We start from the raw sequence: 26,843 nt of genomic DNA on the forward strand, positions 1-26,843 counted from the left end.
GATCAGTCCTTGATCTCGCAGATCGCGGCGCCGGACGTGATGGAGGCGCCGACCTCGGCGGACAGGCCCTTCACGGTGCCGGCCTTGTGCGCGTTGAGCGGCTGCTCCATCTTCATGGCCTCCAGGACGACGATCAGGTCGCCCTCCTGGACCTCGGCGCCCTCCTCGACGGCCACCTTGACGATGGTGCCCTGCATCGGGGAGGCGAGGGTGTCGCCGGAAGCCGTCGGGCCGGACTTCTTGGCGGCGCGGCGCTTCGGCTTGGCGCCCGCGGCCAGGCCGGTCCGGGCCAGGGTCATGCCCAGCGACGACGGCAGGGAGACCTCCAGGCGCTTGCCGCCGACCTCGACGACGATCGTCTCGCGGCCGGTCTCGTCCTCGTCGGCCTCGCCGCCCGCCGGGGCGAACGGCTTGATCTCGTTGACGAACTCGGTCTCGATCCACCGGGTGTGGACGCGGAACGGGTCGGCGGTGAACGCCGGGTCGACCACGACGGCCTGGTGGAACGGGATGGCCGTGGCCATGCCCTCGACCTTGAACTCGGCGAGCGCGCGGGCGGCGCGCTGCAGCGCCTGCTCGCGGGTGGCGCCGGTGACGATCAGCTTGGCGAGCAGCGAGTCCCAGGCCGGGCCGATGACCGAGCCGGACTCGACGCCCGCGTCCAGGCGGACGCCGGGGCCGGTCGGCGGCTCGAAGACGGTGACGGTGCCGGGCGCCGGGAGGAAGTTGCGGCCCGGGTCCTCGCCGTTGATGCGGAACTCGAAGGAGTGACCGCGGACGGCCGGGTCGCCGTAGCCGAGCTCCTCGCCGTCGGCGATCCGGAACATCTCGCGGACCAGGTCGATGCCGGTGACCTCTTCGGTGACCGGGTGCTCGACCTGGAGGCGGGTGTTGACCTCCAGGAAGGAGATCGTGCCGTCGACACCGACGAGGAACTCGACGGTGCCGGCGCCGACGTAGCCGGCCTCCTTGAGGATGGCCTTGGACGCGGCGTACAGCTGCGCGTTCTGCTCGTCCGTCAGGAACGGCGCGGGGGCCTCCTCGACGAGCTTCTGGTGGCGGCGCTGCAGCGAGCAGTCACGGGTGGAGACGACGACCACGTTGCCGTGCTGGTCGGCGAGGCACTGGGTCTCGACGTGACGCGGCTTGTCGAGGTAGCGCTCGACGAAGCACTCGCCGCGGCCGAAGGCGGCGACGGCCTCGCGGACGGCGGAGTCGTAGAGCTCCGGCACCTCTTCGAGGGTGCGGGCGACCTTCAGACCGCGGCCACCGCCGCCGAAGGCGGCCTTGATGGCGATCGGCAGGCCGTTGGCCTCGGCGAAGGCGACGACCTCCTCGGCGCCCGAGACCGGGTCCGGGGTGCCGGCGACCAGCGGGGCGCCGGCGCGCTGCGCGATGTGGCGGGCGGCGACCTTGTCACCGAGGTCGCGAATGGCCTGCGGCGGCGGGCCGATCCAGGTGAGGCCGGCGTCGATCACGGCCTGGGCGAAGTCGGCGTTCTCGGAGAGGAAGCCGTAACCCGGGTGGATCGCGTCGGCACCGGAGTCCGCCGCGGCCTGGAGCACCTTGGCCATGTCCAGGTAACTGGTGGCCGGGGTGTCACCGCCCAGGGCGAACGCCTCGTCGGCCGCGCGGACGTGCAGAGCGTCCCGGTCCGGATCGGCGTAGACGGCTACGCTGGCGATCCCGGCGTCCCGGCAGGCCCGGGCGACGCGGACAGCGATTTCGCCACGGTTGGCGATGAGCACCTTGCGCACGATGGCTCCCTCCTTGAAACAAGCTGAGTTTAGGGACTGCCGACACGGCCTTTCGACCCGTCCCCAGTGGTGAGCTTGCCCACACGGAGCGTGATGCCAGGCTTGCTCGGGTCGTGAAATCCCTTGTCGCACCACGGTACGCAGGGATTCTTGACGGCACAGTAGCTCCGAGGTGTGGCGCAGGTCTCTGTTCCCGATACCAGTCGCCAAATGGGTTTCTTTGTGGAGTCCCTACGAATGGCGCAACCATTCTTTGCCCGTGGCCCGGGGCGTGTCCCGGAGTTCGCCCGCGTGGCGCGAACCCTTGTCCGAGGTTTTACCGGCCAGTAGCCTTCCTGTTGGCCTGCGTACCGCAGGTAACAGCAGTCGTTCAGGGGGGTGGCCGAGGTGGCCCGAAGACCGATAGCGCTCGTGACGGCGGCGGTGCTCTTCCTGGAGGCGCCGGGGATCGTGGCGATCAACGCGGTCATGGCCCGTTTCGTGCGGGGCCAGTCGATGTCCCTCAACGGGCTCGACCCCGAGCTGATGTACCGCGGCACCTGGGGCCTCGGCCTCGTCTCCGGCGCGCTGTTGCTGCTCTGCGGCCTGGTCCCGCTGATCGCCGGGATACGCGACCGCCGCCCCGGCCGCCCCGGGCGCGTCCTGCTCGTCGGCTGCGCGGTGGTGCACGGCGTCCTCGGCGCGGTCGCGGTCGGGCTGCTCGGCTGGGCGGCCTTCGCGTTCCTGATGCTGGTGGTCGGCCTGATCGTGCTCACGCTGGTGGCGTACGGCGAGACCGCGGCCGGACCTTCCGGGGAAGCCCCAGCCGCGGCGTAGGGCCGGTCGGGCCGGTCATCCTTGAGGCCCGTAAGCCCGTCAGGTTCAGGTCCAGAGGTCGGTGATCGCGACGTCCAGCTTCGCCAGCAGGCGGCGGAGCAGCGGCAGCGAGAGGCCGATGACGTTGCCCGGGTCGCCGTCGATGCCGTCGATGAACGGAGCCGACCGCCCGTCGAGCGTGAACGCGCCCGCCACGTGCAGCGGTTCGCCGCTCGCCACGTACGCGGCGATCTCGGCGTCCGTGGGCTCGCCGAAGCGGACGACGGTGGAGGCGGTGGCCGACTCGTAGCGCTTGGCCGTCGTGTCGTACACGCAGTGGCCCGTCTGGAGGATGCCGACCCGGCCGCGCATCGACTTCCAGCGCGCGACGGCCTCCTCGGCGTCGGCCGGCTTGCCGAGCGCCTGCTTGTCCAGCTCCAGGACCGAGTCGCAGCCGATCACCAGGGCGCCCATCGCCTCGGGCCGCGCGGCCACGTGGGCGGCCTTGGCCTCGGCGAGGGCGAGGGCCAGATCGGCCGGGGTCGGCGCGTGCACCTTGTCCTCGTCGACCCCGCTCACCATCACCTCGGGGGCGAGGCCGGCCTGCCGGAGCAGTCCGAGCCGGGCGGGGGAGGCGGAGGCGAGCACGACACGGCGGCGATCAGCAGTCATGGCAGCAGCGTAGCGAGCCCGTCCGGGGCGCGCCCTGATCAGCCCTCACCTGCCGACGATGAACATGAGGACCACCATCGCCAGGGCGAGGACGACGCCCGCGCGGCGCAGCATCGCCGCCATGTCGTGGAGTTCCTCCGGCGGCTCGTCGTCGGGGTCGGACCAGAGCATGCCCCCGATCCTCGGGCCCGGAGCGCCGGGGCGCCTGAGTACGGGTACTCAAGCGCCCTGCGCGTATGGACTGATCCTGTCCGTCGGGCTCGTCCCGCCCGTCGGGCTGGTCCCCTCCGTGGGGGCGTCCCCGCCGTGGGGGCGTCCCGTCCGTGCGGCCGGTCCCGTCCTTCGCGCTAGTCCCGTCCGTCGCGCGTGCGGGCGAACGCGCCGGCCGCCGCCGCGGCGAGCGCGGCGACCACGGCCCGCTCCGCGTCGGCGGGCCGCAGCTCCTCGCGGCTGATCGCGAAGCGGTAGTAGAGCGGCGCCGAGACGGCCCGGAGGAGTTCGAGGGCGTCGATGTCGGCGGCGAGCTCGCCGCGGTCCACCGCCCGGCTCACGACGGGGGCCCATTCGGCCAGCCGGGTGCGGTAGAAGCCGCGCAGGGCGCTCGCGCAGACCGGGTCGCAGGCCGCCGCCGCGATCACGGCGCGGAAGAGGGCGGCGAGCCGGGGGTCGGTCAGCGAGTCGTGCACCAGGTCGGCGTTGGCCTGGAGGTCGCCCGCCAGGCTGCCGGTGTCGGCGGACGGCAGTGAGCGCTCGGCCATGTCGCGCAGCAGGTCGGTGACGAGCCCGACGGGGGAGCCCCAGCGGCGGTAGACGGTGGTCTTGCCGACGCCCGCGCTCGCGGCGATCTGATCCATGTTCAGGGTGTGGAAGCCCGCGGTCACCAGGGCGTCCTCGGTCGCGTCGAGGACGGCCCTGCGGACCTTCGCGGTACGGCCGCCGGGGCGCACGGTGCCGGGCTCGGCCGGCAGGCTCTCGCTCAAACGGGTCTCCTGTTCCATTAACGACTCTTGCTCTGCTACCGTCTGGGACATCTTAACGGAACCAGCTTCCCATTAAGGGGCCCTGTTCATGGTTGCGCTCGATGTTCCCACCGTCGCCCCCCGGCTCGCCGGGCGGATGCGACTCGTCCTCGTCGTCCTTCTTGTCGCCCAGTTCATGCTGGCCGTCGACTTCTCGATCCTGAACGTCGCCCTGCCCGTCATCGGCCGGGGCCTGGGCTTCAGCACGGGCGGCCTCCAGTGGATCGCGACCGCCTTCGCGCTCGCCGCCGCCGGCTTCACGCTGTTCTTCGGGCGGGTCGCGGACCTCGTCGGCCGCCGCCGGATCTTCCTCGGCGGCATGGCCGTCCTCGGCGCCGCCTCCCTCGCCGGAGGGCTCGCCACCGGCCCGGAGACGCTGATGGCCGCGCGCGTCGCCCAGGGCCTCGCCACCGCCGCCGTCACCCCCGCCGGGCTCTCGCTGCTCACCTCCGCCTTCCCCGAGGGGCCGCTGCGCGACCGGGCGCTCGGCCTCAACGGGGCCCTGATGTCAGCAGGCTTCACGACCGGTGCCGTCCTCGGCGGGGTGCTCACCGACCTGCTCTCCTGGCGCTGGGCCTTCTTCATCAACGTGCCCGTCGCGCTCGCCGTCCTCCTCGTCGCCCCCGTCGTACTGCGGGAGAGCCGCCCGGCCGACCGCCCGCGGCTCGACGTGCCCGGCGCGATCACCGTCACCGGCGGCCTGCTCGCCCTCGTGTACGGGCTCACCGCGGCTGGCGAGCGCGGCTGGACCGACGCCGTCACCCTCGGCGCCCTCGCCGCCGCGGCCGTCCTGCTCACCGCGTTCGTCCTCGTCGAGCGCCGGGCCGCGGCCCCCCTCGTACCGGTCCGCGTCCTGAAGCGCCGCACCGTCGTCTGGGGCAACCTCGCCGGCCTCGTCGCCTTCGCCACCGAGACCTCGCTGGTCTTCCTGATGACCCTGCACCTCCAGGAGGTGCTCGGCTTCTCACCGCTCGCCGCCGGCCTCTCCTTCGGCGTCCTCGGCGCGGGCACGGTCCTCGGCGGACTGCTCGCCCCGCGCTTCATCGGCCGCTTCTCGGCCCGTACGGCCCTGATCGCCGGCGGAGCGCTCCAGGCCGCCGCCACCCTCGCCCTCGTCGACCCCTCGTACGGCGTGCTGCTCGCCGCGACCTTCGCGGGCGGCGTCGGCAACATGCTGGCGATCGTCGGCTTCATGGTCACCGCGACCTCGGGACTCCCCGACGCCGAGCAGGGCATGGCCACCGGCATCGCCACGATGACGCAGCAGATCGGCATCACGCTCGGCACGCCGGTGATGAGCGCCGTCGTCGTCACCGGCACCACCCTGCCGGCCGGCCTCGGCCGAGCGGTCCTGGTCAACGCGGCCGTCGTCCTCGCGGGGGTGCTCGCCGCCGCCCTGTTCCTGAGGAAGCCCCGTCAGCAGGAGGGGCGGTAGTCGAGCTGCGGGAAGAGGGCCTTCCACCGGTCGGGTCCGACGCCCGGTGGAAGGCCCTCTTCCCGCGGATCGCCGGTTTCCGCCGCCGTGTGGTTCCGGGCATGCCGAAGGCCGGACCCCGCACAGGGGGCCCGGCCTTCACCGGACGAAAATCCCTACACCGGCCAGTAGGACCGCGCCCACGACCGCGGGCCCGGCCGGGGCCGGACGTTGCGCGCGATCCGGGCCGGGTCCGACCAGCCCTCGGGCACCCTCGGACCGCTGCCCGCGGCGGCCGCCGCCGCCGTGGCCGCGGCCCGGGCCTGGACCACCGCCAGTGCGGCGGCCAGCTCCTCCGGGGTCGGGTTTCCTCGTACGACCTTGATCATCGTGTGTCCCTCCCGAGGGTCGACAGCGGCTAGAGCGGGATGTTGCCGTGCTTCTTCGGGGGCAGGGATTCCCGCTTCGTGCGCAGCTGACGCAGGCCCTTGACGACCTGCGCGCGGGTCTCGGACGGCAGGATGACCCCGTCGATGTAGCCGCGCTCGGCCGCGATGTACGGGTTGAGCAGCGTGTCCTCGTACTCCTGGATCAGCCGCGTGCGCAACGCCGCGATTTCCTCGGCGGTCTCGCCGTTCGCCTCCGCCTCGGCGAGCGTGCGCCGGTGCAGGATGTTGACCGCGCCCTGCGCGCCCATGACCGCGATCTGGGCGGTCGGCCAGGCCAGGTTGAGGTCGGCGCCGAGGTGCTTGGAGCCCATGACGTCGTACGCGCCGCCGAAGGCCTTGCGGGTGATGACGGTGATCAGCGGGACGGTCGCCTCGGCGTACGCGTAGATCAGCTTCGCGCCGCGCCGGATGATGCCCTCGTGCTCCTGGCCGACGCCCGGCAGGAAGCCCGGCACGTCGACGAAGGTGAGCACCGGGATGTTGAAGGCGTCGCAGGTGCGCACGAAGCGCGCGGCCTTCTCCGAGGCGCCGATGTCGAGGCAACCGGCGAACTGCATCGGCTGGTTGGCGACGACGCCGACCGGGAAGCCCTCGACGCGGCCGAAGCCGGTGAGGATGTTCGGCGCGAACAGGGCCTGGGTCTCCAGGAACTCGCCGTCGTCGAGGACGTGCTCGATGACGGTGTGCATGTCGTACGGCTGGTTCGCGGAGTCCGGGATCAGCGTGTCGAGCTCGCGGTCCTCGTCCGTCACCTCGGTGTCGGCCGCCTCCGGGAAGGCGGGCGCCTCGGACAGGTTGTTCGAAGGCAGGTACGACAGCAGGGACTTGACGTACTCGATCGCGTCCTTCTCGTCGCCCGCCATGTGGTGGGCCACGCCGGACGTGGAGTTGTGGGTGCGGGCGCCGCCCAGCTCCTCGAAGCCGACGTCCTCGCCGGTCACCGTCTTGATGACGTCGGGGCCCGTGATGAACATGTGCGAGGTCTGGTCGACCATCACCGTGAAGTCGGTGATCGCGGGGGAGTAGACCGCGCCGCCGGCGCACGGGCCGACGATCAGCGAGATCTGCGGGATCACGCCGGAGGCGTGGGTGTTGCGGCGGAAGATCTCGCCGTACATGCCCAGCGCGCTGACGCCCTCCTGGATGCGGGCGCCGCCGGAGTCGTTGATGCCGATGACCGGGCAGCCGGTCTTCAGCGCGAAGTCCATCACCTTGATGATCTTCTGGCCGAAGACCTCGCCGAGGGCACCGCCGAAGACGGTGAAGTCCTGCGAGAAGACGGCGACCGGGCGGCCGTCCACCGTGCCGTAGCCGGTGACGACACCGTCGCCGTACGGGCGGTTCTTCTCCAGGCCGAAGTTGCTGGAGCGGTGCCGGGCCAGCTCGTCCAGCTCCACGAACGAACCTTCGTCGAGCAGCAGTGCGATGCGCTCGCGCGCGGTCAGCTTCCCCTTCGCGTGCTGCTTCTCCACGGCGCGCGCGGAACCGGCGTGGGTGGCCTCGCCGATCCGGCGCTCCAGATCCGCGATCTTGCCCGCGGTCGTGTGAATGTCGATCTCGTTGTGCTCTGCCGGCTCGGACATCGGGATGCGGCTCCCTGCCTGGTCACGGGGGGTCTCGTGGAATGCGAACCGACCCGCGAAGTGACCACGAATGGACTACGGAGGACTACTCCTTGGCTACTGCGTCGTAGCGTATCGGCGCCCTCACGGTTCACGCAGTGCGGCGTTTGCCACACCTACGCTGACTTGCATGACGTCCTCCCAAGACTCAGCGGGCCGCTGGTCCGACCTCGACCGCCCCCCGCTCAACGCTTCCGCCCTGCGCAACGCGCTCGTCCTCCCCGGGGGCCTGTGGACCTCCCTCGACGTCGTCGAGACCACCGGCTCCACCAACTCCGACCTGGCCGCCCGCGTCGGCGAACTCCCCGAAGGCGCCGTGCTCGTCGCCGAGGAGCAGACCTCGGGACGCGGCCGTCTCGACCGCACCTGGACCGCCCCCGCCCGCTCCGGCCTCTTCGTCTCCGTCCTGCTCAAGCCCGCCGCGCCCGTGCACCGCTGGGGCTGGCTGCCGCTGCTCACCGGCGTGGCCGCCGCCACCGGCCTGGCCAAGGCCGCCGGCGTCGACCTCTCCCTCAAGTGGCCCAACGACCTGCTCGTGAATGTCGCCGGCGAGGAACGCAAGACCGGCGGCATCCTCGCCGAGCGGGCCGGCGGCGACGGCGTCGTCGTCGGTCTCGGCCTCAACGTCACCCTCCGCGCCGACGAGCTCCCCGTCCCGGCCGCGGGCTCCCTCCTCCTCGCCGACGCCGTCTCCACCGACCGCGACACCCTGCTGCGGGCCGTCCTGCGCTCCCTGGAGCAGTGGTACGGCGACTGGGTGCGGGCCGACGGCGACCCGGCCGCCTCCGGGCTCCTGGACGCGTACACGAAGTCCTGCGCCACCCTCGGCCGCCGGGTCCGCGCCGACCTGCCCGGCGAACGCATGCTGGAGGGCGAGGCCGTCGCCGTCGACGGCGACGGACGGCTCGTCGTCGAGACCGAGGGCGGCGGCACCGAGGCCGTGGCGGCCGGCGACATCGTCCATCTGAGGGCCGCGTGAGCCCCGCCGGCTGACCTTCCGCACGGCTCACGCCCGATCCTGGTGCGGTGAGGGCGTGAGCCAGCACACACCTGTCGTATCGTTGACCGCGATCCATGCGACAGATCGGCAGGGCAAGTGGGCAGGGAACGGGCAGGAGGCGGCCGGTGACCGTCGACGACGCGGACAACGGCGACGCCGCGGCCGAACAGCCGGCCGCGAACCCCACCTATCCCACGCCCCACCATGTGGTCGACCACACGGTGGAGCCGACCGACGACCCCCTCGCGATCCGCCTGGAACAGCTGATCCTCGGCGCCGACCGCCGCTACACCCCCTTCCAGGCCGCCCGCACCGCCGGCGTCTCCATGGAGCTCGCCTCCCGCTTCTGGCGCGCCATGGGCTTCGCCGACATCGGCCAGGCCAAGGCGCTCACCGAGGCCGACGTGCTCGCGCTGCGCCGGCTCGCCGGTCTCGTCGAGGCCGGACTGCTCAGCGAGCCGATGGCCGTGCAGGTCGCCCGCTCCACCGGACAGACCACCGCCCGGCTCGCCGAGTGGCAGATCGACTCCTTCCTGGAGGGCCTCACCGAGCCGCCCGAGCCGGGCATGACCCGCACCGAGGTCACGTACCCCCTCGTCGAGCTGCTCCTGCCCGAGCTGGAGGAGTTCCTCATCTACGTGTGGCGCCGCCAGCTCGCCGCCGCCACCGGCCGGGTCGTGCAGGCCGCCGACGACGAGGAGATGGTCGACCGCCGGCTCGCCGTCGGCTTCGCCGACCTCGTCGGCTTCACCCGGCTCACCCGGCGCCTGGAGGAGGAGGAGCTCGGTGAACTCGTCGAGGCCTTCGAGACCACCTGCGCCGACCTGGTCGCCGCGCACGGCGGCCGCCTGATCAAGACCCTCGGCGACGAGGTCCTGTACGCGGCCGACGACGCCGGCACCGCCGCCGAGATCGGGCTGCGGCTCATCGAGACCCTCGGCCACGACGAGACCATGCCCGCGCTCCGGGTCGGCCTCTCCTTCGGCACCGTCACGACCCGGATGGGCGACGTCTTCGGCACCACCGTCAACCTGGCCAGCCGGCTCACCTCGATAGCGCCCAAGGACGCCGTCCTCGTCGACAGCGCCCTCGCCGAGGAGCTGACCCGCACCGGCGAGGCGCCCGTCTCCGAGACGCAGGCGGCGGAGGAGGCCGCCCGGGCCGACAAGGAGGGCGAGCCGGCCCCGTCGTACCGCTTCGCGCTCCAGCCGATGTGGCAGCGGCCGGTGCGCGGACTGGGTGTGGTGGAGCCCTGGCTGCTGAGCCGCCGTCCGACCTAAGATCTCCGGTGAACAGCCGTTAACAGGCGTTAACTGGCTTCGACCGGGAGGGTGTACGGCCATGTCCGAGCAGTCCGAGCAGCGTTTTGGTGAGTTCGTCGTGATCCGGCGGGACGAGCGCGGTCATGTCGCCGAGCTCGTCCTCGACCGGCCCAAGGCGATGAACGCGGTCTCCTCGGAGATGGCCCGCTCCATCGGCGCAGCCTGCGCCGCGCTCGCCGCCGACCCGGCGGTCCGCGTCACCGTGCTGACCTCGTCGAACGACCGGGCCTTCTGCGTCGGCGCCGACCTCAAGGAGCGCAACTCCTTCAGCGACGCCGACCTGGTCCGCCAGCGCCCCGTCGCCCGCGCCGCGTACACCGGCGTTCTGGAGCTGCCCATGCCGACCGTGGCGGCCGTGCACGGCTTCGCGCTCGGCGGCGGTTACGAGCTGGCGCTGTCCTGCGACGTGATCGTGGCCGACGCGACCACCGTCGTCGGCCTGCCCGAGGTCTCGGTCGGCGTGATCCCGGGCGGCGGCGGCACGCAGCTGCTGCCGCGCCGGGTGGGCGCGGCCCGCGCCGCCGAGCTGGTCTTCACGGCGCGCCGGGTGGAGGCCGCCGAGGCCCGCGAGCTCGGCATGGTGGACCTCCTGGAGGACGACGCCCGGACCGCCGCCCTGGAGCTGGCCGGCCGGATCGCGGCCAACTCGCCGGTCGGCCTGCGCGCCGCCAAGAAGGCGATGCGGCTCGGCGTGGGCCTGGACCTGCGGGCCGGCCTGGAGGTCGAGGACGGCGCCTGGCGTTCGGTGGCGTTCTCGGGCGACCGCGCGGAGGGCGTGGCGGCGTTCAACGAGAAGCGGAAGCCGGAGTGGCCGGGCGAGTGAGCCTCAGGGCCCGCTCCAGGACTCCGGGGGCCGGCCATCCGTGCTCTCTGTGTGCAATTGCTCCAGATTTTCACTATATGTAACTTTCCGTGACGTCTCAGTGGGGAAAATAGACCAAACATCCCTAAGCTGGAGGAATGGGCGAGGATGTGCGGTTGCGGGCCGTAGTGGCGCTGGCACAGGCGATGGCGGCGGCGCACACTCCACGGGAGTTCTGGCGGGCCGCCGCACTCGGCGCCGGTGGGGCGCTGGGCGGCAGCTTCGCCGCGCTCTCGGTCTGGCAACGGGACCGCGGCCGGCTGAAGGTGCTCGTGAACGCCGGGCAGCGGGCGGTGGGGGAGGAGGAGTTCCCGGACTCCGAGACGTACCCCGTGCACCAGTTCCCGGAGATCACCGAGTTCCTGCACGAGCACTGGGCGGGCGGTGGCGAGCCTGACGCCTGGGTGGAGACCGCCGACGACCGGGTCCCCACCGGCCGGGTCACCGGCCTGCGCCGGCGCGGCCGCGGCTGCTGCGTGGTCGCGCCGATCGTGCTGCACGGCCGGGCCTGGGGCGAGCTGTACGTGGCACGGCCGGCCGGGGCGGTGCCCTTCACGCGGGACGAGGCCGACTTCGCGACCGTCCTCGCGGCGGTGGTCGCGGCCGGCATCGCCCAGGCCGAGCGCCTGGAGGAGGTCCGCAAGCTGGCCTTCACCGACCCGCTCACCGGCCTCGCCAACCGCCGCGCCGTCGACACCCGGCTCGACGAGGCCATCGAGCGCTACCGCGCCGACGGCTCCGTCGTCAGCCTCATGGTCTGCGACCTCAACGGCCTCAAGCGCGTCAACGACACCCACGGCCACGCCGTCGGCGACCGTCTCCTCGAACGGTTCGGCTCCGTGCTGTCCCGGTGCGGCGCGATGCTGCCCGGCGCGCTGGCGGCCCGCCTCGGCGGCGACGAGTTCTGCCTCCTGACCGTCGGCCCGACGGCCGACGAGGTCGTCGCCGTCGCCGAGGAACTGTGCGTACGGGCGGCGGAGCTGGAGCTGGGCGAGGGCGTCGCCTGCGGGGTCGCGTCCACCGGCGACCCGATCGGCCCGCTCAAGTCCGCCCGCCGCCTCTTCCGCCTCGCCGACGCCGCCCAGTACCAGGCCAAGGCCGCCCGCTCCGCCAAGCCCGTCGTCGCGGGCCGCGACGGCACGGTGATCCCCCTCGCCGACGCCCCGCCCGGAGCCAGGGACCGCCGCCGCTTCCGCGACGCACCACCGGCGGAGCGCACGGAGGGGTGCGGGTAGCACGGGTAGGGGGGCGGGTGGTGGGTGTGCGCCACTCCGCTGTCGTGCCTCCAGGATCAGGGGTGCTCGGCCCGTCCCCGTCCCCGCCCTCGTCGCTGCGTCCGCCGCTGAGCCCGCTAAATAATCTGCGCCGCGCAGACGAATGGGTTATTGTCTGTGCGTCGCAAAGATTGCGGCACGCAGATAATTACGCCCTCGAAGGGGTTCCTCATGCTCACCGTCGCCGTCACCGGCGCCACCGGCGCCCAGGGTGGAGCCACCGCCCGCGCCCTTCTCTCTGCAGGTCAGGCCGGTCAGGACGTCCACGTCCGCGCCCTCACCCGTGACCCCGCCTCGCCCGCCGCCCAGGACCTCCGTGTCCTCGGTGCCGAGGTCCGCAAGGCCGACTTCGACGACCGCGCCTCGCTCGACGCCGCGCTCGCCGGGGCGGACGCGCTCTTCGCCGTCACCACGCCCTTCGGCACCGACATCGCCACCGAGATACGGCAGGGCAGGGCGCTCGTCGACGCCGCCGCGGCCGCCGGTGTCGGGCACACCGTGTTCACGTCCGCCGCGCACGCCGACCGCGGCACCGGCGTGCCGCACTACGACAGCAAGCACGCTGTCGAGCAGCACCTCCGCGCCTCCGGCATGGACTGGACCGTGATCGCGCCCGCCGCCTTCATGGACAACTACACCGACGGCTGGACGCTCGAAGCCCTCCGTGACGGCACCTTCGCCTGGCCGATGTCCGCCGACGTGCCGCTCACGCTCATCCCCGCCGCCGACATCGGCGCCTTCGCCGCGCTCGCCCTCCGGCGCCCCGCGGAGTTCGCCGGGCGACGGATCGACATCGCCTCCGACGAGCTGACGCCCGACGCCATGGCGCGGGTCCTGGCCGCTGCCGCCGGTCGGCCCATCGCGCACCACGAGGTGCCGATCCATGTGGTGCGCAGGCACTCCACCGACCTCGCGGCGATGTTCGCCTACTTCGCCGAGCACGGCCTGGCCGTGGACGTCGCCGGCCTGCGCCGCGCGTACCCCGAGGTCGGCTGGCACACCTTCGCCGACTGGGCCGCCGCCCAGGACTGGACCGGCCTCCTCGCCCCCGTTGCCGCAGACTGAGACGGAAGCCACGGTCGACTTCCGGCCGACTAGTGACATGTTGCTCTTCAGTCCGTAGGGTGCTGAATATGGATATGCAGACTGTCGTCCTTGGGACGTCCGGCACCACCCCGCAGGACGTCATCGACGTCGCCCGCCACGGCGCGCGCGTCGAGCTGTCATCCGACGCCGTCAAGGCGCTCGCCACCGCCCGCGCGAGCATCGACGCGCTCGCCGCCCAGCCCGAGCCGGTCTACGGCGTCTCCACCGGCTTCGGTGCGCTCGCCACCCGGCACATCGGCCACGACCTCCGCACCCAGCTGCAGCGCAACATCGTCCGCTCGCACGCCGCCGGCATGGGCCCGCGGGTCGAGCGCGAGGTCGTCCGCGCGCTGATGTTCCTGCGGCTCAAGACGGTCGCGTCCGGCCACACCGGCGTCCGCCCCGAGGTCGCCCAGACCATGGCCGACGTGCTCAACGCGGGCATCACCCCGGTCGTCCACGAGTACGGCTCGCTCGGCTGCTCCGGCGACCTCGCGCCGCTCTCCCACTGCGCGCTCGCGCTCATGGGCGAGGGCGACGCCGAGGGCCCCGACGGCGAGATCAAGCCCGCCGGCGAGCTGCTCGCCGCCGCCGGCATCGAGCCCGTCGTGCTGAAGGAGAAGGAGGGCCTCGCCCTCCTCAACGGCACCGACGGCATGCTCGGCATGCTGATCATGGCCCTCGCCGATCTCGACGTCCTCTACAAGTCGGCCGACGTCACCGCCGCCCTCTCCCTCGAAGCCCTCCTCGGCACCGAGAAGGTCCTCGAGCCCGAGCTGCACGCCATCCGCCCGCATCCCGGCCAGGCCGCCTCCGCCGCCAACATGCTGGCCGTGCTCAAGGGTTCCGAGCTCACCGGCCACTACCAGAGCGGCGAGGCCCCGCGCGTCCAGGACGCCTACTCGGTGCGCTGTGCCCCGCAGGTCGCCGGCGCCGGCCGCGACACCATGGCGCACGCCCGGACCGTCGCCGAGCGCGAGCTGGCCGCCGCCGTCGACAACCCGGTCGTCCTCGCCGACGGCACGGTCCGCTCCAACGGCAACTTCCACGGCGCCCCCGTCGCGTACGTCCTCGACTTCCTCGCGATCGCCGCCGCCGACCTCGCCTCCATCGCCGAGCGCCGCACCGACCGGCTCCTCGACAAGAACCGCTCGCACGGCCTGCCGCCGTTCCTCGCGGACGACGCCGGCGTCGACTCCGGCCTGATGATCGCCCAGTACACGCAGGCCGCCCTGGTCAGCGAGATGAAGCGGCTCGCCGTCCCGGCCTCCGCCGACTCCATCCCGTCCTCGGCGATGCAGGAGGACCACGTCTCCATGGGCTGGTCCGCCGCCCGCAAGCTGCGCACCGCTATCGGCAATCTCAACCGGGTCATCGCCGTCGAGCTGTACGCCGCCACCCGCGGCATCGAGCTGCGCCACGGCCTGGCCCCGGCGCCGGCCTCCGCCGCCGTCATCGAGGCGCTGCGCGCCGCCGGCGTCGAGGGCCCCGGCCCGGACCGCTTCCTCGCGCCCGACCTGGCCGCCGCCGACGCCTTCGTCCGTGAGGGCCGCGTGGTGGCCGCCGTCGAGCCGGTCACCGGACCGCTGGCGTAACGCGACCGTCCCGTGCGGAAGGGCCGCCCCCGATCACCGGGGGCGGCCCTTGCGCATGCGGTGGGTCAGGAGGCCCGGCCGCCGGGGGCGGCCGTTGCGCATGCGGTGGGTCAGGAGGCCCGATCGCCGGGGGCGGCCCCTGCGTATGCGGTGGGTCAGGAGGCCCGGCCGCCGCGTCGCATCGCCAGCGTCACGAAGCCCGCCCCCGTGCCCAGGAACAGCGTCCCGCCCAGGATGTGCGAGGTCGTGACCGGGCCGCCGGTCTCCGCGAGCCGGCCCTCGTCCTGGTCGCCCGACGCCGACGACTGCGGGGCATCCGATCTGCCGCTCTCGCCGGTGGCGTTCGCGTTGGGCACGAACCACAGCGCGCAGAGCAGTGTCCCCGCGGCGGTGGCGGTGAGCAGCGGGCGTCGGGCGACGGACACGTTCTTTCGATCCCCCTTGCGGAAACCGTGAATTGACACCCCGAAAGGAAGCCGTGACCGGCCTCCCGAATCGGTGGGTGCGCCGATGCTAATGAACACACCGGGTCGCGGGAAAGCCGAGGCCGTCCGGCGCTCTACGCTCCGGCCATGAGCACTTCCGAGACATCACGCTATGTACGGCTTCGCATCGATCTCGTCCTGGAGATCGACGGCCCCGCCGAGCTGGCCGACGCCGCCGCCGTCCGGATCGACGCCGACCCGGCCCTGCCGGAGGAGGAGCGCGCGCACGCCCGGGCCGCCGTCGCCGAGGACAGCGCCGAGGCCCTCGCGTACCTCGTGGAGCCCTTCGACGTGGTCGCCACCGTGCCCGGCGTCGAGGTCGCGCAGGCGTCCTGGAGCAGCGAGGAGATCGAGTACGACCCCGATGCGATGGAGTGGGAGCTCGACGACGAAGATGGTGGGTGGGAGGACGACGAACCCAACCGCACCTGACCCGCCCCGGCCTTCGGGGAAGGGCCCCGGGACGGCCGCGTCCCGGGGCCCTCGCCTGTGCCGGGGAGGGGCCGGGAACCGAATGCCCCACAGGAGCGTGTTGATCAGTGGTGTTCCCCACAAACCCCCGGGGAAGGCAACCGGACGGGTGCTCAACGGTGTTTCAGTGGGAAGTGGCAGGTAATCGGCGACGATGGAGAAGCGTGTGATGACGGACGGCAAGCGCCGTAGGGGCCTGGCGGCCGCAGCCGCGGTGCTCGGCGGCGTGCTGGTGCTCTCGGCGTGCAACGACGGCGACAAGGGCGGCAGCGCCGACGCCTCGCAGAGCCCGCAGTCACAGGCTCAGGTCGACGAGGCGGCGGCCCAGAAGACGTCGAAGGCGCAGATCACCATCTCGCCGAAGAACGGCTCGCAGAACGCCTCGATCAACAACGACGCCAAGGTCACCGTCACGGACGGCAAGCTCACCGAGGTCACCATGACCTCCGCCGAGGGCGACGCCGTCAAGGGCGAGATATCGGCCGACGGCCTCAGCTGGCAGCCGAGCGTCCAGCTCAAGCGCGCGACGGTCTACAAGATCGCCGCGACCGCGAAGGACGCCGACGGCCTGGAGGCGCACGAGAACGGCTCCTTCACGACCGTCTCGCAGGCCAACAGCTTCATCGGCAACTTCACGCCGGAGGACGGTTCGACCGTCGGCGTCGGCATGCCGGTCTCGATCACCTTCAACAAGGCGATCACCGACAAGAAGGCCGTCCAGGGCGGCATCAAGGTCACCTCCACCTCCGGCCAGGAGGTCGTCGGCCACTGGTTCAACTCGCAGCGGCTCGACTTCCGCCCGGAGAACTACTGGGCCGAGGGCTCGACCGTCACCATGAAGCTGAACCTCGACGGCGTCGAGGGCGCGAAGGGCGTCTACGGCGTCCAGCAGAAGACGGTCACCTTCAAGATCGGCCGCAACCAGGTCTCGACGGTCGACGTCAAGACCAAGACGATGACCGTCACGCAGGACGGCAAGACGATCAAGACCATCCCGGTCTCCGCCGGCTCCCCGCAGAACACCACCTACAACGGTCAGATGGTGATCTCCGAGAAGTTCAAGGAGACCCGGATGAACGGCGCGACCGTCGGCTTCACCGACTCCGACGGCAAGGGCGAGTACGACATCAAGGACGTGCCGCACGCCATGCGCCTGTCCACGTCCGGCACCTTCATCCACGGCAACTACTGGGGCGCGCGCTCGATCTTCGGCAGCGTGAACACCAGCCACGGCTGCGTGGGCCTCGCCGACGTCAAGGGCGCCGGTGACCCGGACCAGCAGGCGGCGTGGCTGTTCAACCACTCGATCGTCGGTGACGTCGTCATCGTCAAGAACTCGGCGGACAAGACGATCGCGCCCGACAACGGCCTGAACGGCTGGAACATGAGCTGGTCGGAGTGGAAGGCCGGTTCGGCCCTCTGACCCGTACGGGCAGCAGTAGTACGGCACGCGTGAAGCGGCCCCCGCACCGGACCCGGCGCGGGGGCCGCTTCGTACGCCCGGCTACTTCGGTGCGTCCTTCCGTACGCCCTGCTGCGCGTCGCCCGGTACGTCCACGGGCTCGTCCACGCCCCACTGCGCGAGCAGCCGCAGCGCGTCCGCCGCCGGTGAGCCCGGCTCCGCGTGGTACGTGACCAGCACCAGGTCCGGGTCGTCGCCGGACACCTTCAGCGACTCGTACTGCAGCGTCATCTCGCCCACCAGCGGATGCCGCAGCCGCTTCCTGCCGTGCCCCTTGTCGGTCACCGTGTGCGCCGCCCACAGCGAGCGGAACTCCTCGCTGCGCACCGACAGTTCGCCGACCAGGGCCATCAGCTCCGGGTCGTCCGGGTAGAGCCCCGCGCACAGCCGCAGCACGCTCACCACCTCGACGGCCTTGCACTCCCAGTCGACGTACAGATCGCGCGCGTTCGCGTCGAGGAAGACCATCCGGGCCATGTTCCGGTCGCGCGGCTCCCAGGCGGGGAAGTCGCCGAACAGGGCGCGCGCCATCCGGTTCCACGCCAGGACGTCCATCCGCCGCCCGACGACCAGGGCCGGGACGCTCTCCATGGCGTCCAGGAGCTGCGCCAGGCCGGGCCGGACCTGCTGCGGGCGACTGATCGCGCGCTGCCGCTTCTTCACGGTCGGCCGGGCCAGATGCGTGAGGTGGGCACGCTCGGTGTCGCTGAGCCGCAGGGCCCGCGCGATCGCGTCGAGGACCTCCATGGACACGTTCCGCCCGTTGCCCTGTTCGAGACGGGTGTAGTACGCCACCGACACCCCGGCCAGCTGCGCCAGCTCCTCCCGGCGCAGGCCCGGCACCCGGCGGTGGCGCCCGAACTCGGGCAGCCCCACGTCCTGCGGCTTGAGCCGGGCACGCCGTGAGCGGAGGAATTCGCTGAGTTCGGCACTGAGGTCCATGCGTCCCAAGTATTCCCGCTCGGGCCTGCCACTGGACGTACGTTCCTGACCCTGCCAGTGGTAGGAACAGCGGTCGTAGGCAGAACAGTGGTCTGGGCGCCGGCGGAACGATCCGGCAGGCTTGCCGCCATGACCACGAACGTCTCCGCCATCGCCGCCCCCGCCGCCAACACGCCCCTCGTCCGCACCACCGTGCCGCGCCGGCCGGTGGGCGAGCACGACGTCCTGATCGAGATCAAGTACGCCGGCATCTGCCACTCCGACATCCACCAGGTCCGCAACGGGTGGGGCGAGGGCATCTTCCCGATGGTCCCCGGTCACGAGATCGCCGGCATCGTCACCGAGGTCGGCCCCGGCGTCACCAGGCACCGGGTCGGCGACCGCGTCGGCGTCGGCTGCTTCGTCGACTCCTGCCGCGAGTGCGAGCAGTGCCGGCAGGGCCTGGAGCAGTACTGCACCGGCAAGGGCACCTCCACGTACAACGACCTCGACAAGAACGGGGAGCCGACCTACGGCGGCTACTCCACCCACATCGTCGTCGACGAGAACTACACCCTCCGCATCCCCGAGGGCATCCCGCTCGACGCCGCCGCGCCGCTGCTCTGCGCCGGCGTCACCCTCTACTCGCCGCTCACCCACTGGCAGGCCGGCCCCGGCAAGAAGGTCGCCATCGTCGGCCTCGGCGGCCTCGGCCACATGGGCGTCAAGATCGCCCACGCGCTCGGCGCCGAGGTGACCGTGCTCAGCCAGTCCCTGAAGAAGCAGGAGGACGCCCTCAAGCTGGGCGCCGACCACTACTACGCCACCAGCGACCCGGAGACCTTCGCCGCCCTGCGCGGCAGCTTCGACCTGGTGATCTCCACCGTCTCCGCGCCGCTCGACTTCGACGCCTACCTGAGCCTCGTCAAGCCCGACGGCACGATGGTCAACGTCGGCGCCCCGGAGGAGCCCGTCAAGGTCGCCCTCTTCTCCCTCATCATCGGCCGCAAGACGCTGGCCGGCTCGATGATCGGCAGCATCGCGGAGACCCAGGAGATGCTCGACTTCTGTGCCGCGCACAGCCTGGCCGCGGAGATCGAGCTGATCACCGCGGACCAGGTCAACGAGGCGTACGAGCGGGTCCTCGCGTCCGACGTGCGCTACCGCTTCGTGATCGACGCGTCGACGATCTGACCGCCGGTCCTGTACGGCGCCGGGGGCATGACGTCCGGGGCATGACGTCCGGGGTAATCGACCCCGTACGGCATGCCCCGGCACGCTGTTCCCATGACCGCATACGCCATCGGAAACCTGTACCCGAAGCCCGTCCTCGACGAGGAGGTCTTCGTCTACATGGAGCGCATCCAGGCCACCCTGGACCCCTTCGGCGGCCGCTTCCTCGTCCACGGCGCCCCCGCCCGCGAGGTCCGCGAGGGCAGCTGGCCCGGCGCCGTCGTCATCATCGGCTTCCCGACGTACGAGGACGCCCGCGCCTGGTACGACTCCGAGCCCTACCAGGAGCTGATCCCGCTCCGCACCCGCCACATGGCCGGCGACGTGCTGATCGTCGACGGCGTCCCGGAGGGGTACGTGGCCGCCGCCACGGCCGCGGCCCTGCGGGCGGCGACCGGCGCGGCGACTGCGTGAGGGCGGATGGCCGCCCATTCCGCGCCCCCGGGAGTCCGGCCGGCCGCCGTTGCAGCCACCGCGTGAGCCGGGGCGGGCGGCCGCCGGCCAGGCGACCGCGTGAGTCCGGGTGGGCGGCCGCCGGCCAGGCGACCGCGTGAGTCCGGGTGGGCGGCCGCCGGCCAGGCGACCGTGCGAGGCCGGGCGGGCGGCCGCCGGTTGCAGCCACCGCGTGAGCCCGGGCGGGCGGCCGCCGGCTCACCGGCCGCGTGCGTCCGGGCGGTGTTCGACGTACTCCACCACCGTGCCGTCCGGGTGCCGGGCCGTGAAGCCGGAGCCGGTCGGCACCGGGCGCAGCGGGTCGAGCACCTCGCCGCCCTCCGCGAGCAGCCGCCGCAGGTGCGCGCCCGCGTCGTTCACGAGCAGCGTGCCGTGCACGTCCCGGAACGGCGCCAGATCCGCCGCCTCGCCCTCCACGAGGAGGAAGCCGCCGACCACGGCGAGGGCGAGCCGCATCTCCGGATACGTGAACCACATGTCGCGCCGCACGCCCTGGACGCGCTCGTAGCGCGCCGTCAGCTCCTCCAGGGTCCCGGGCCGCGTGAAGACGCGGATCAGGGCGCGGGGGGAAGTCAGGCCGGACGAGTCGTTGTTGAGTCGCCACAGGACGGTCGTGTCTTCGCTCATGGGAGCGAGCCTCGCGGGGCGAACGGCCTGCGACCAGAAAGGCGTTCATGCTGTGACCGACACTCACAGGCTCGCCCGCCGCCGCGAGCTCGGCGGCTTCCTGCGGGCCCACCGCGAGCGTCTCGGGCCGGGCGAACTAGGGCTTCCGGTGACGGGCCGGCGCCGCACCCCGGGGCTGCGGCGCGAGGAGGTGGCCGCCCTTTCGGGGGTCGGCCTCGCCTGGTACACGTGGCTGGAGCAGGGGCGGGTCGAGACCTCCCGCGAGGTTCTGGAGGCCGTCGGCCGCACCCTGCGCCTCGACGCCGACGCCCGGGCGCATGTGCTGCGGCTCGCCGGGTACGCGGCGCCCGAGCCGGAGCCCGGGCCGGTGGGCGCGGACCTGACGGGCCTCCTGGCGAGCTGGCCGGACAGCCCGGCGGTGCTCCTGGACGGCGCCCTCGCCATCACGGCCTGGAACGACGCGTACAGCAGCCTCCTGCCCGACCCCGGGCGCCTGCCCGCGCCGCGCCGCAACCTGCTGCTCCAGCTCGTCGCCGACCCCGCCCACCAGCGCATCCTCCCCGCCTGGCGTCCGCTCGCCATCGACCTCTACCGCCACGTCCGCACCCTCGCGGACGCCCGCCCCGACGACCCCCACCTGCGCACCCTGACCACGCTGCTCGCCGCCGAACGGCCCGACCTGGAGGACTGGTGGGCCTGCCGCTCGGTGGGCGTCTTCACCTCCCGCACGGTCGAGGCGCACGGGCCGGGAGGAGGCGTCCGGACGTACCGCGTGACGATGCTGCACACGCCGGACGTCCCGGGCGCCGCGATCCTGCTGTGGGTGTGACGCCGGGCCGGATGTGTGTCAGGCGACCTTCTCGCAGAGCGAGTCGGTCGAGCCGTGCAGGAAGGTCAGCGTCTTGTAGCCGGTGGGGGAGACCTCCAGGGTGTAGGCGCCGTCGACCGTGTAGAGGCCGCGCGGGACGTTGCCGCCGCCCTCGGCGAAGCCGGCCAGGATCGGGCCGACCACGTACCACGTCTGCGAGTGGTCGGGGTGGAGCTCGACCAGGGCGCGGCCGCTCGCGTCGGCGTCGTAGGTCCTGCCGGTCGCGGGGTTGAGGACGCGGACGACGAGGTCGCCCTTGTACTCGACGACCTCGGTGCCGTCCGCCCGAACGCCGACCGTGCGGCGCACGACCTCGTCGACCACGGGCGCGCCCCGGACGGCGAAGTCGCAGCGCGCGCCGGCGGGGTAGGACCAGGCGGAGGAGGGAGCGGGCTCCCAGCCGCTGCCGGGTGCGCCGGTGCCGGTGGCGCCGGCCGGGGCGGCGGCGGTGAGGAGGGCGGCGCCGACAGCGCCGAGGGACACGAGGGAGACAAGGACGCGTCGCAAGGAGACTCCTCGGGAAGAAGGGTGGTCGGCGCCGCGCGTCGGCGCCTTCGCCACACTTTCCGCCCGCCCCCTGACCACAACCTGACCAGTCGCCCTAAAGTGGCGCGCACCATGGACTTCACCCTCCTCGGCCCCTTCGAGGCCCGTCACGAGGGCGTGCGCGTGCCGCTCGGCCGCCGCCGTCAGGAGCGGTGCCTGCTCGCGATCCTGCTGCTCGACGCGGGCCGGCCCGTCCCCACCGCCCGCCTCGCCGACCTGCTGTGGAACGGCGCCCCGCCCGCCGCCGCCCGGGCCACCCTGCACACGTACGTCGGCCGGGTGCGGGCCGCGCTCAGGCCGTACGGCGTGACCGTCGAGACCCGCCACGACGGCTACGCGATCGACGCGTCCGGCCACACCGTGGACGTACGGGAGTTCCTCGACCTCGTCGGCCAGGCTTCCGTCGCCGGCGACCCCGGCGAACAACTCCGCTGCCACGACCGGGCACTCGCCCTCTGGCGCGGCCCGCTCCTCGACGGCCTGGCCGACGACACGCTGCGGGACCGGCTCGGCGGACGGCTCGCCGAACTGCGCCTGACCACCCTGGAACAGCGCGCCGAGACCCAGCTGACCATGGGCCTGCACGAAAAGGTGCTCGCCGACCTGACCCCGCTCGCCGCCGAACTCCTGGGCCGGGAACGGCTGGTGGCCGCCCAGATGACCGCGCTCTACCGGGCCGGCCGGCAGACCGAGGCGCTCGAGCTCTACCGCGCCACCCGCCACCACCTCGTCACGGAGCTCGGCATCGACCCCGGCCCCGCGCTCACCACCCTGCACGACCGTATGCTCGCCGCCGACCTGCGCCTCGACCGGCCGCCGTCCCCGCTCTACGCGGTCCGGGTCCGCGACCAGTGGCTGCCGTGGACCATCGGCGGCCACCCTGCCCTGGAGTTCTGCAACACCTACGCGGGCTGGCACCGCGCCCCGGCCGTGCCGGGCTCCGACTGGCTGCGCCGCTACGACACCCTCGCCGTCTGGGCCGGCCACCACGACCTCGCCGACGACGCCCAGGTCGACCGCCTCCTGAAGGAGGCCGCCGCCCGCCCCGACGAGGCCGCTGCCGCCCTCGACCGGGCCCGCGTCTTCCGCTCCGCCCTCTACGCCTGCCTGACCGACCCAGCCGACACCCGCGCCTTCCGCACGGTCGCCACCACCGCCCAGACCGCCGCCCGCACCGCCGTCCTCACCCTCGCCCCCGACGGCCTCGCCCAGTGGCGCCAGGCCCCGGCCGCGGGCCTCGACCTCCCCACCCGAGCCGTCGCCCGCACCGCCGCCGAACTCCTCACCACCCCCCGCCGCCTCACCCTCCGCGCGTGCCCGAGCCCGGACTGCGGCTGGCTCTTCCTGGACGAGTCGGGGCGCAGGCGGTGGTGCTCACTGGCGACGTGCGGGGACGGCAACCGGGGAGCCTGAACATACGAGGAGGGCTGGTCGGGGTCCGCTTCACGCGCTTCGTTGCCGCCGTGTTCGCCGTGGTCGGGCCGATCACACTGATCGGCGCGGTGCGCGACGACGGCTAAGGCCTGCCCCTACTCCGCCCTCGCCACCCCGATCGGGCACGACACGCCCGTCCCGCCTATGCCGCAGTAGCCCGCCGGGTTCTTGTCCAGGTACTGCTGGTGATACGCCTCGGCCGGGTAGAAGGTGCGGCCCTCGGCCGGGAGGATCGTGGTGGTGATCTCGCCGTAGCCGGAGCCGGTCAGGACGCGCTGGTAGGCGTCGCGGGAGGACTCGGCCGTGGCGGCCTGCTCGGGGGTGTGGGTGTAGACGGCCGAGCGGTACTGGGTGCCGACGTCGTTGCCCTGGCGGAAGCCCTGGGTGGGGTCGTGGGACTCCCAGAAGAGCTTGAGGAGCCGCTCGTACGGGACGACGGACGGGTCGAAGACGACGCGGACGACCTCGGTGTGGCCGGTGAGGCCGGAGCAGACCTCCTCGTACAGCGGGTTCGCCGTGAAGCCGCCCTGGTAGCCGACCAGGGTCGTGTAGACGCCCTCGGTCTGCCAGAACTTGCGCTCGGCGCCCCAGAAGCAGCCCAGGGCGAAGTCGGCGACCTCGAGGCCCTCCGGGTAGGGGCCGAGGAGCGGGGTGCCGAGGACCGTGTGGCGCTCCGGGACGGCGAAGGCGGGCTCGTCGCGCCCGCGCAGGGCCTGCTCGGGCGTGGGGAGGACGGGGGTGCGGGACAGGAACATGCTGCATCTCTCCTCGGCGTTCGGCCCGGCGTTCGGCGCGACAGGCACAACACCTCCCGCGCCGATCGTGTTCCCCGGATCCGCCCTACCGCGGCAGCGTCGCCGGGCTCCCGCCGTTCGCCTCGTACCCGGCCACCACCAGGTTCCGCACCACCGTGTACGCCGCCGCCGGGTCCTCGCTCAGCGTCCACGGCAGCGCGCCCACGTACCCGTCGACGCGCACCAGCAGGTGCATCGCCTCGGCCCAGCGGTCGGCGCCGACCAGGAAGTGCACGAGCAGGTGCCGGACGTGCGCCAGCATCGGGTCGTCCGGCCGGGCCGAGTGCACCGCGTACATCGCGCCCTCGACGGCCTTCGTCACCACCGCCGTGCGGTAGAAGTCGACGCCGAGCACGATCTCCGGCCGGTTCTCGAAGACGGAGAACAGCGGCAGCGCGGCCAGCAGCGAGCCCCGCGGCGCGCGCGCCGCCGCCGACGTCGCGAAACGGTCCGCGTCCTCGCGCGACCCGTGCCACTTCTCGCACCAGTAGTGCAGCGCGGCCAGATGCGCCCCCATGTGCTCCGGCGCCCGGTCGATGACCTTGGCCCACAGCCGGTCGAACTCCTCGGCGGAGTAGCCCAGTCCGCGCGCCACGGCCAGCTCGGAGACGTACGGCACGGGGTCGCCCGGAGCCAGCAGCGCCGCCTGCTCGCACGCGGCCCGCGCCTCCTCCAGGATGATCCGGAAGTCCTGCGCGCCGGCCGCCGAGGTGCGCCACGCCTGCTGCACCAGGAACTCCGCGTACACCTGCGCGCCGCCCGCGTCCTCGGGCGCCTCCGCCCGCCACGAGCGCAGCCACGCGCCGCCGGCGCCCGGCCGCTCGGCCAGTTCGAGCGAGGCCGCGCCCGCGAACGCCTGGACGCGCTGCCAGCGCACCTCGCCCTCCTTCTCGGTCCCCAGCAGCAGCTGCGAGGCGGCCCGCCAGTCCTGCGTGGCCTGCACGACGTCGAGCACGTCGAGGAGGTCCCGGTCCGGCCCCGGCAGCCGTACGTCCTGCTCCTCCTGGCGCAGGAAGCCGTACGCCTCAGGGTCCGCCGCGTCGGGCGACCCCGGTGCCACCACCTGGATGCCGCCACGGCGCCGGCGCAGCACGAAGGGACCCAGGGCGAAGCAGAGCAGCCCGAGCGCGAACAGGAACCAGAGGAAATCCATACCGTCCATTGTCCAGGACGCCCGATGAGACAGGAGGCGGCGAGGTGGCCGTCACAGGACTACGCTCCTGACCCATGAGCGACCAGCACACCCACCAGAGCTTCGAGACCCGCGCCATCCACGCGGGCAACACCGCCGACCCGCTGACCGGCGCGGTCGTCCCGCCCATCTACCAGGTGTCCACCTACAAGCAGGACGGTGTGGGCGGGCTCCGCGGCGGCTACGAGTACAGCCGCAGCGCCAACCCCACGCGTACCGCCCTGGAAGAGAACCTCGCGGCCCTCGAAGGCGGCCGCCGCGGCCTCGCCTTCGCCTCCGGCCTCGCCGCCGAGGACTGCCTGCTGCGCACCCTGCTGGTGCCCGGCGACCACGTCGTCATCCCCAACGACGCGTACGGCGGCACCTTCCGTCTCTTCGCGAAGGTCGTCCAGCGCTGGGGCGTCGACTTCTCCGTCGCCGACACCTCCGACATCGAGTCGGTGCGCGGCGCCATCAACGAGCGCACCAAGCTGATCTGGGTGGAGACCCCCTCCAACCCGCTGCTCGGCATCACCGACATCGAGGCCGTCGCGGGCGTCGCCCGCCAGGCCGGGGTGAAGCTCGTCGTCGACAACACCTTCGCCTCGCCGTACCTGCAGCAGCCGCTGTCGCTCGGCGCGGACGTCGTCGTGCACTCGCTCACCAAGTACATGGGCGGCCACTCCGACGTCGTCGGCGGCGCCCTGATCGCGGCCGACGCCGAGCTCGGCGAGGAACTGGCGTACCACCAGAACGCGATGGGCGCGGTGGCCGGCCCGTTCGACTCCTGGATCGTGCTGCGCGGCATCAAGACGCTCGCCGTGCGCATGGACCGGCACACCGAGAACGCCGGCAAGATCACCGAGATGCTGACCCAGCACCCGAAGGTCACCCAGGTCCTCTACCCGGGCCTGCCGGAGCACCCGGGCCACGAGATCGCGGCCAAGCAGATGCGTGCCTTCGGCGGCATGATCTCCTTCCGCGTCGCGGGCGGCGAGGAGGCGGCCGTCCAGGTCTGCAACCGCGCCAAGCTCTTCACCCTGGGCGAGTCCCTCGGCGGCGTCGAGTCGCTCATCGAGCACCCGGGCCGCATGACGCACGCGAGCGTCGTCGGCTCCGCCCTGGAGGTCCCGGCGGACCTGGTGCGCCTGTCGGTCGGCATCGAGAACGCGGACGACCTGCTGGCGGACCTGCGCGAGGCGCTGGGCTAGTCGTTCCCGCTCGTGCCCGTACGGGCCGGGTCCTCGTCCGAGGGTCCGGCCCGCGCGCGTTCAGGAGCCGGGCACCGGGTCCTTCATGCTCGCCTTGACGTCCTCCCTGAGCTGGGGGCTGTCAGTGTGACCGTGCACGGTTGTCACGTGCTGAATGGCCGCCTTCAGGAGCTCGTCCTCCTCGCCCGACATGTACATCGTGCAGTTGGAGACGCTGGGGAAGTCCCGGCAGTCGGTTGCTTTCCTGGCCATGTCGACCTCCTGTAAGCCCCCCGCAGGCTCCTGATTCCAGGCTAGGCC

Annotated in this window: 28 protein-coding genes; 15 read left to right on the forward strand and 13 right to left on the reverse strand. The window is 72.7% G+C overall.

Annotated elements, in window-relative coordinates; all coding sequences use genetic code 11:
* Positions 1–2 precede the first annotated feature (2 nt).
* Entirely contained in the window at positions 3–1,757 is a 1,755-nt protein-coding gene (locus tag ACIRSU_RS24620; protein WP_403795883.1) for an acetyl/propionyl/methylcrotonyl-CoA carboxylase subunit alpha, read from the reverse strand.
* Between the two features lie 387 nt (positions 1,758–2,144).
* On the opposite strand from ACIRSU_RS24620, the gene ACIRSU_RS24625 reads away from it, so the two are divergent.
* The gene (locus ACIRSU_RS24625; RefSeq protein WP_403795886.1) at positions 2,145–2,573 is read left to right on the forward strand and encodes a hypothetical protein; all 429 of its coding nucleotides are present in this window, start codon (positions 2,145–2,147) and stop codon (positions 2,571–2,573) included.
* 45 nt (positions 2,574–2,618) lie between these two features.
* Here the strand turns inward: ACIRSU_RS24625 and ACIRSU_RS24630 are convergent, their stop codons facing one another.
* The 3 genes from ACIRSU_RS24630 to ACIRSU_RS24640 all read right to left on the reverse strand — a co-directional run bounded on the left by ACIRSU_RS24630 (position 2,619) and on the right by ACIRSU_RS24640 (position 4,222).
* Positions 2,619–3,224, reverse strand: coding sequence for a nucleoside triphosphate pyrophosphatase (locus ACIRSU_RS24630; protein WP_403795888.1), 606 nt, complete (start codon positions 3,222–3,224; stop codon positions 2,619–2,621).
* Positions 3,225–3,269: 45 nt separating this feature from the next.
* Positions 3,270–3,395, reverse strand: coding sequence for a morphogenic membrane protein MmpB (mmpB, locus tag ACIRSU_RS24635; RefSeq protein WP_403795891.1), 126 nt, complete (start codon positions 3,393–3,395; stop codon positions 3,270–3,272).
* 176 nt (positions 3,396–3,571) lie between these two features.
* The gene (locus ACIRSU_RS24640) at positions 3,572–4,222 is read right to left on the reverse strand and encodes a TetR/AcrR family transcriptional regulator (RefSeq protein WP_403795894.1); all 651 of its coding nucleotides are present in this window, start codon (positions 4,220–4,222) and stop codon (positions 3,572–3,574) included.
* A gap of 70 nt (positions 4,223–4,292) precedes the next feature.
* Here ACIRSU_RS24640 and ACIRSU_RS24645 point away from each other — a divergent pair, with 70 nt between their 5' ends.
* On the forward strand, positions 4,293–5,678 hold the full coding sequence (locus ACIRSU_RS24645; RefSeq protein WP_403795897.1) for an MFS transporter: 1,386 nt from the start codon (positions 4,293–4,295) through the stop codon (positions 5,676–5,678).
* Between the two features lie 155 nt (positions 5,679–5,833).
* Here ACIRSU_RS24645 and ACIRSU_RS24650 read toward each other — a convergent pair whose 3' ends face one another.
* Positions 5,834–6,046: an acyl-CoA carboxylase subunit epsilon gene (locus ACIRSU_RS24650; protein WP_403795900.1), complete on the reverse strand. Its 213-nt coding sequence runs from the start codon at positions 6,044–6,046 to the stop codon at positions 5,834–5,836.
* A 29-nt stretch (positions 6,047–6,075) separates the two neighbouring features.
* On the reverse strand, positions 6,076–7,689 hold the full coding sequence (locus ACIRSU_RS24655) for an acyl-CoA carboxylase subunit beta (protein WP_403795903.1): 1,614 nt from the start codon (positions 7,687–7,689) through the stop codon (positions 6,076–6,078).
* A gap of 169 nt (positions 7,690–7,858) precedes the next feature.
* Here ACIRSU_RS24655 and ACIRSU_RS24660 point away from each other — a divergent pair, with 169 nt between their 5' ends.
* From ACIRSU_RS24660 to hutH, 6 genes are all read left to right on the forward strand, one after another.
* Entirely contained in the window at positions 7,859–8,707 is an 849-nt protein-coding gene (locus ACIRSU_RS24660) for a biotin--[acetyl-CoA-carboxylase] ligase (protein ID WP_403795906.1), read from the forward strand.
* A gap of 146 nt (positions 8,708–8,853) precedes the next feature.
* Positions 8,854–10,008 (forward strand): adenylate/guanylate cyclase domain-containing protein, encoded by a 1,155-nt coding sequence (locus ACIRSU_RS24665; RefSeq protein WP_403795909.1) that lies wholly within the window; start codon positions 8,854–8,856, stop codon positions 10,006–10,008.
* Positions 10,009–10,069: 61 nt separating this feature from the next.
* The gene (locus ACIRSU_RS24670) at positions 10,070–10,873 is read left to right on the forward strand and encodes an enoyl-CoA hydratase/isomerase family protein (RefSeq protein ID WP_403795911.1); all 804 of its coding nucleotides are present in this window, start codon (positions 10,070–10,072) and stop codon (positions 10,871–10,873) included.
* Positions 10,874–11,010: 137 nt separating this feature from the next.
* Entirely contained in the window at positions 11,011–12,147 is a 1,137-nt protein-coding gene (locus tag ACIRSU_RS24675) for a diguanylate cyclase domain-containing protein (RefSeq protein WP_403795914.1), read from the forward strand.
* 210 nt (positions 12,148–12,357) lie between these two features.
* The gene (locus tag ACIRSU_RS24680; RefSeq protein ID WP_403795917.1) at positions 12,358–13,251 is read left to right on the forward strand and encodes an NmrA/HSCARG family protein; all 894 of its coding nucleotides are present in this window, start codon (positions 12,358–12,360) and stop codon (positions 13,249–13,251) included.
* A gap of 74 nt (positions 13,252–13,325) precedes the next feature.
* Positions 13,326–14,867 (forward strand): histidine ammonia-lyase, encoded by a 1,542-nt coding sequence (gene hutH / locus ACIRSU_RS24685; RefSeq protein WP_403796482.1) that lies wholly within the window; start codon positions 13,326–13,328, stop codon positions 14,865–14,867.
* 155 nt (positions 14,868–15,022) lie between these two features.
* Here the strand turns inward: hutH and ACIRSU_RS24690 are convergent, their stop codons facing one another.
* Positions 15,023–15,292: a hypothetical protein gene (locus tag ACIRSU_RS24690; RefSeq protein ID WP_403795920.1), complete on the reverse strand. Its 270-nt coding sequence runs from the start codon at positions 15,290–15,292 to the stop codon at positions 15,023–15,025.
* Positions 15,293–15,439: 147 nt separating this feature from the next.
* Here ACIRSU_RS24690 and ACIRSU_RS24695 point away from each other — a divergent pair, with 147 nt between their 5' ends.
* Together ACIRSU_RS24695 and ACIRSU_RS24700 are read left to right on the forward strand one after the other, a co-directional pair.
* Positions 15,440–15,784 (forward strand): hypothetical protein, encoded by a 345-nt coding sequence (locus ACIRSU_RS24695; RefSeq protein WP_403795923.1) that lies wholly within the window; start codon positions 15,440–15,442, stop codon positions 15,782–15,784.
* A gap of 193 nt (positions 15,785–15,977) precedes the next feature.
* Positions 15,978–17,246, forward strand: coding sequence for an Ig-like domain-containing protein (locus ACIRSU_RS24700; protein ID WP_403795926.1), 1,269 nt, complete (start codon positions 15,978–15,980; stop codon positions 17,244–17,246).
* A gap of 81 nt (positions 17,247–17,327) precedes the next feature.
* Here the strand turns inward: ACIRSU_RS24700 and ACIRSU_RS24705 are convergent, their stop codons facing one another.
* Entirely contained in the window at positions 17,328–18,227 is a 900-nt protein-coding gene (locus ACIRSU_RS24705; protein WP_403795929.1) for a helix-turn-helix domain-containing protein, read from the reverse strand.
* 129 nt (positions 18,228–18,356) lie between these two features.
* On the opposite strand from ACIRSU_RS24705, the gene ACIRSU_RS24710 reads away from it, so the two are divergent.
* Together ACIRSU_RS24710 and ACIRSU_RS24715 are read left to right on the forward strand one after the other, a co-directional pair.
* Entirely contained in the window at positions 18,357–19,400 is a 1,044-nt protein-coding gene (locus ACIRSU_RS24710; protein ID WP_403795932.1) for an NAD(P)-dependent alcohol dehydrogenase, read from the forward strand.
* 93 nt (positions 19,401–19,493) lie between these two features.
* Positions 19,494–19,853, forward strand: coding sequence for a DUF1330 domain-containing protein (locus ACIRSU_RS24715; RefSeq protein ID WP_403795935.1), 360 nt, complete (start codon positions 19,494–19,496; stop codon positions 19,851–19,853).
* A 237-nt stretch (positions 19,854–20,090) separates the two neighbouring features.
* Here ACIRSU_RS24715 and ACIRSU_RS24720 read toward each other — a convergent pair whose 3' ends face one another.
* Positions 20,091–20,519: a VOC family protein gene (locus ACIRSU_RS24720; RefSeq protein ID WP_403795938.1), complete on the reverse strand. Its 429-nt coding sequence runs from the start codon at positions 20,517–20,519 to the stop codon at positions 20,091–20,093.
* A gap of 52 nt (positions 20,520–20,571) precedes the next feature.
* Between ACIRSU_RS24720 and ACIRSU_RS24725 the strand changes: the two genes are divergently transcribed.
* The gene (locus tag ACIRSU_RS24725) at positions 20,572–21,348 is read left to right on the forward strand and encodes a helix-turn-helix transcriptional regulator (RefSeq protein ID WP_403795941.1); all 777 of its coding nucleotides are present in this window, start codon (positions 20,572–20,574) and stop codon (positions 21,346–21,348) included.
* Between the two features lie 18 nt (positions 21,349–21,366).
* Here ACIRSU_RS24725 and ACIRSU_RS24730 read toward each other — a convergent pair whose 3' ends face one another.
* A complete protein-coding gene (locus tag ACIRSU_RS24730; RefSeq protein WP_403795944.1) occupies positions 21,367–21,894 on the reverse strand; it encodes a hypothetical protein in 528 nt (175 codons plus the stop codon).
* Between the two features lie 111 nt (positions 21,895–22,005).
* On the opposite strand from ACIRSU_RS24730, the gene ACIRSU_RS24735 reads away from it, so the two are divergent.
* Positions 22,006–23,346 carry a BTAD domain-containing putative transcriptional regulator gene (locus ACIRSU_RS24735; protein WP_403795947.1) on the forward strand — a complete coding sequence of 447 codons (1,341 nt, stop codon included), beginning with the start codon at positions 22,006–22,008 and terminating at the stop codon, positions 23,344–23,346.
* A 116-nt stretch (positions 23,347–23,462) separates the two neighbouring features.
* Here ACIRSU_RS24735 and msrA read toward each other — a convergent pair whose 3' ends face one another.
* Together msrA and ACIRSU_RS24745 are read right to left on the reverse strand one after the other, a co-directional pair.
* Positions 23,463–24,122 (reverse strand): peptide-methionine (S)-S-oxide reductase MsrA, encoded by a 660-nt coding sequence (msrA, locus tag ACIRSU_RS24740; RefSeq protein ID WP_403795949.1) that lies wholly within the window; start codon positions 24,120–24,122, stop codon positions 23,463–23,465.
* A gap of 85 nt (positions 24,123–24,207) precedes the next feature.
* Positions 24,208–25,314: a hypothetical protein gene (locus ACIRSU_RS24745; RefSeq protein WP_403795952.1), complete on the reverse strand. Its 1,107-nt coding sequence runs from the start codon at positions 25,312–25,314 to the stop codon at positions 24,208–24,210.
* Positions 25,315–25,388: 74 nt separating this feature from the next.
* On the opposite strand from ACIRSU_RS24745, the gene ACIRSU_RS24750 reads away from it, so the two are divergent.
* On the forward strand, positions 25,389–26,543 hold the full coding sequence (locus tag ACIRSU_RS24750) for a cystathionine gamma-synthase (protein ID WP_403795954.1): 1,155 nt from the start codon (positions 25,389–25,391) through the stop codon (positions 26,541–26,543).
* A 60-nt stretch (positions 26,544–26,603) separates the two neighbouring features.
* On the opposite strand, the gene ACIRSU_RS24755 is transcribed toward ACIRSU_RS24750, so the two are convergent.
* A complete protein-coding gene (locus ACIRSU_RS24755) occupies positions 26,604–26,795 on the reverse strand; it encodes a DUF1059 domain-containing protein (RefSeq protein WP_403795957.1) in 192 nt (63 codons plus the stop codon).
* Positions 26,796–26,843: the final 48 nt, after the last annotated feature.

It is taken from the genome of Streptomyces sp. NPDC101160 (assembly GCF_044768205.1).
Lineage (GTDB): Bacteria > Actinomycetota > Actinomycetes > Streptomycetales > Streptomycetaceae > Streptomyces.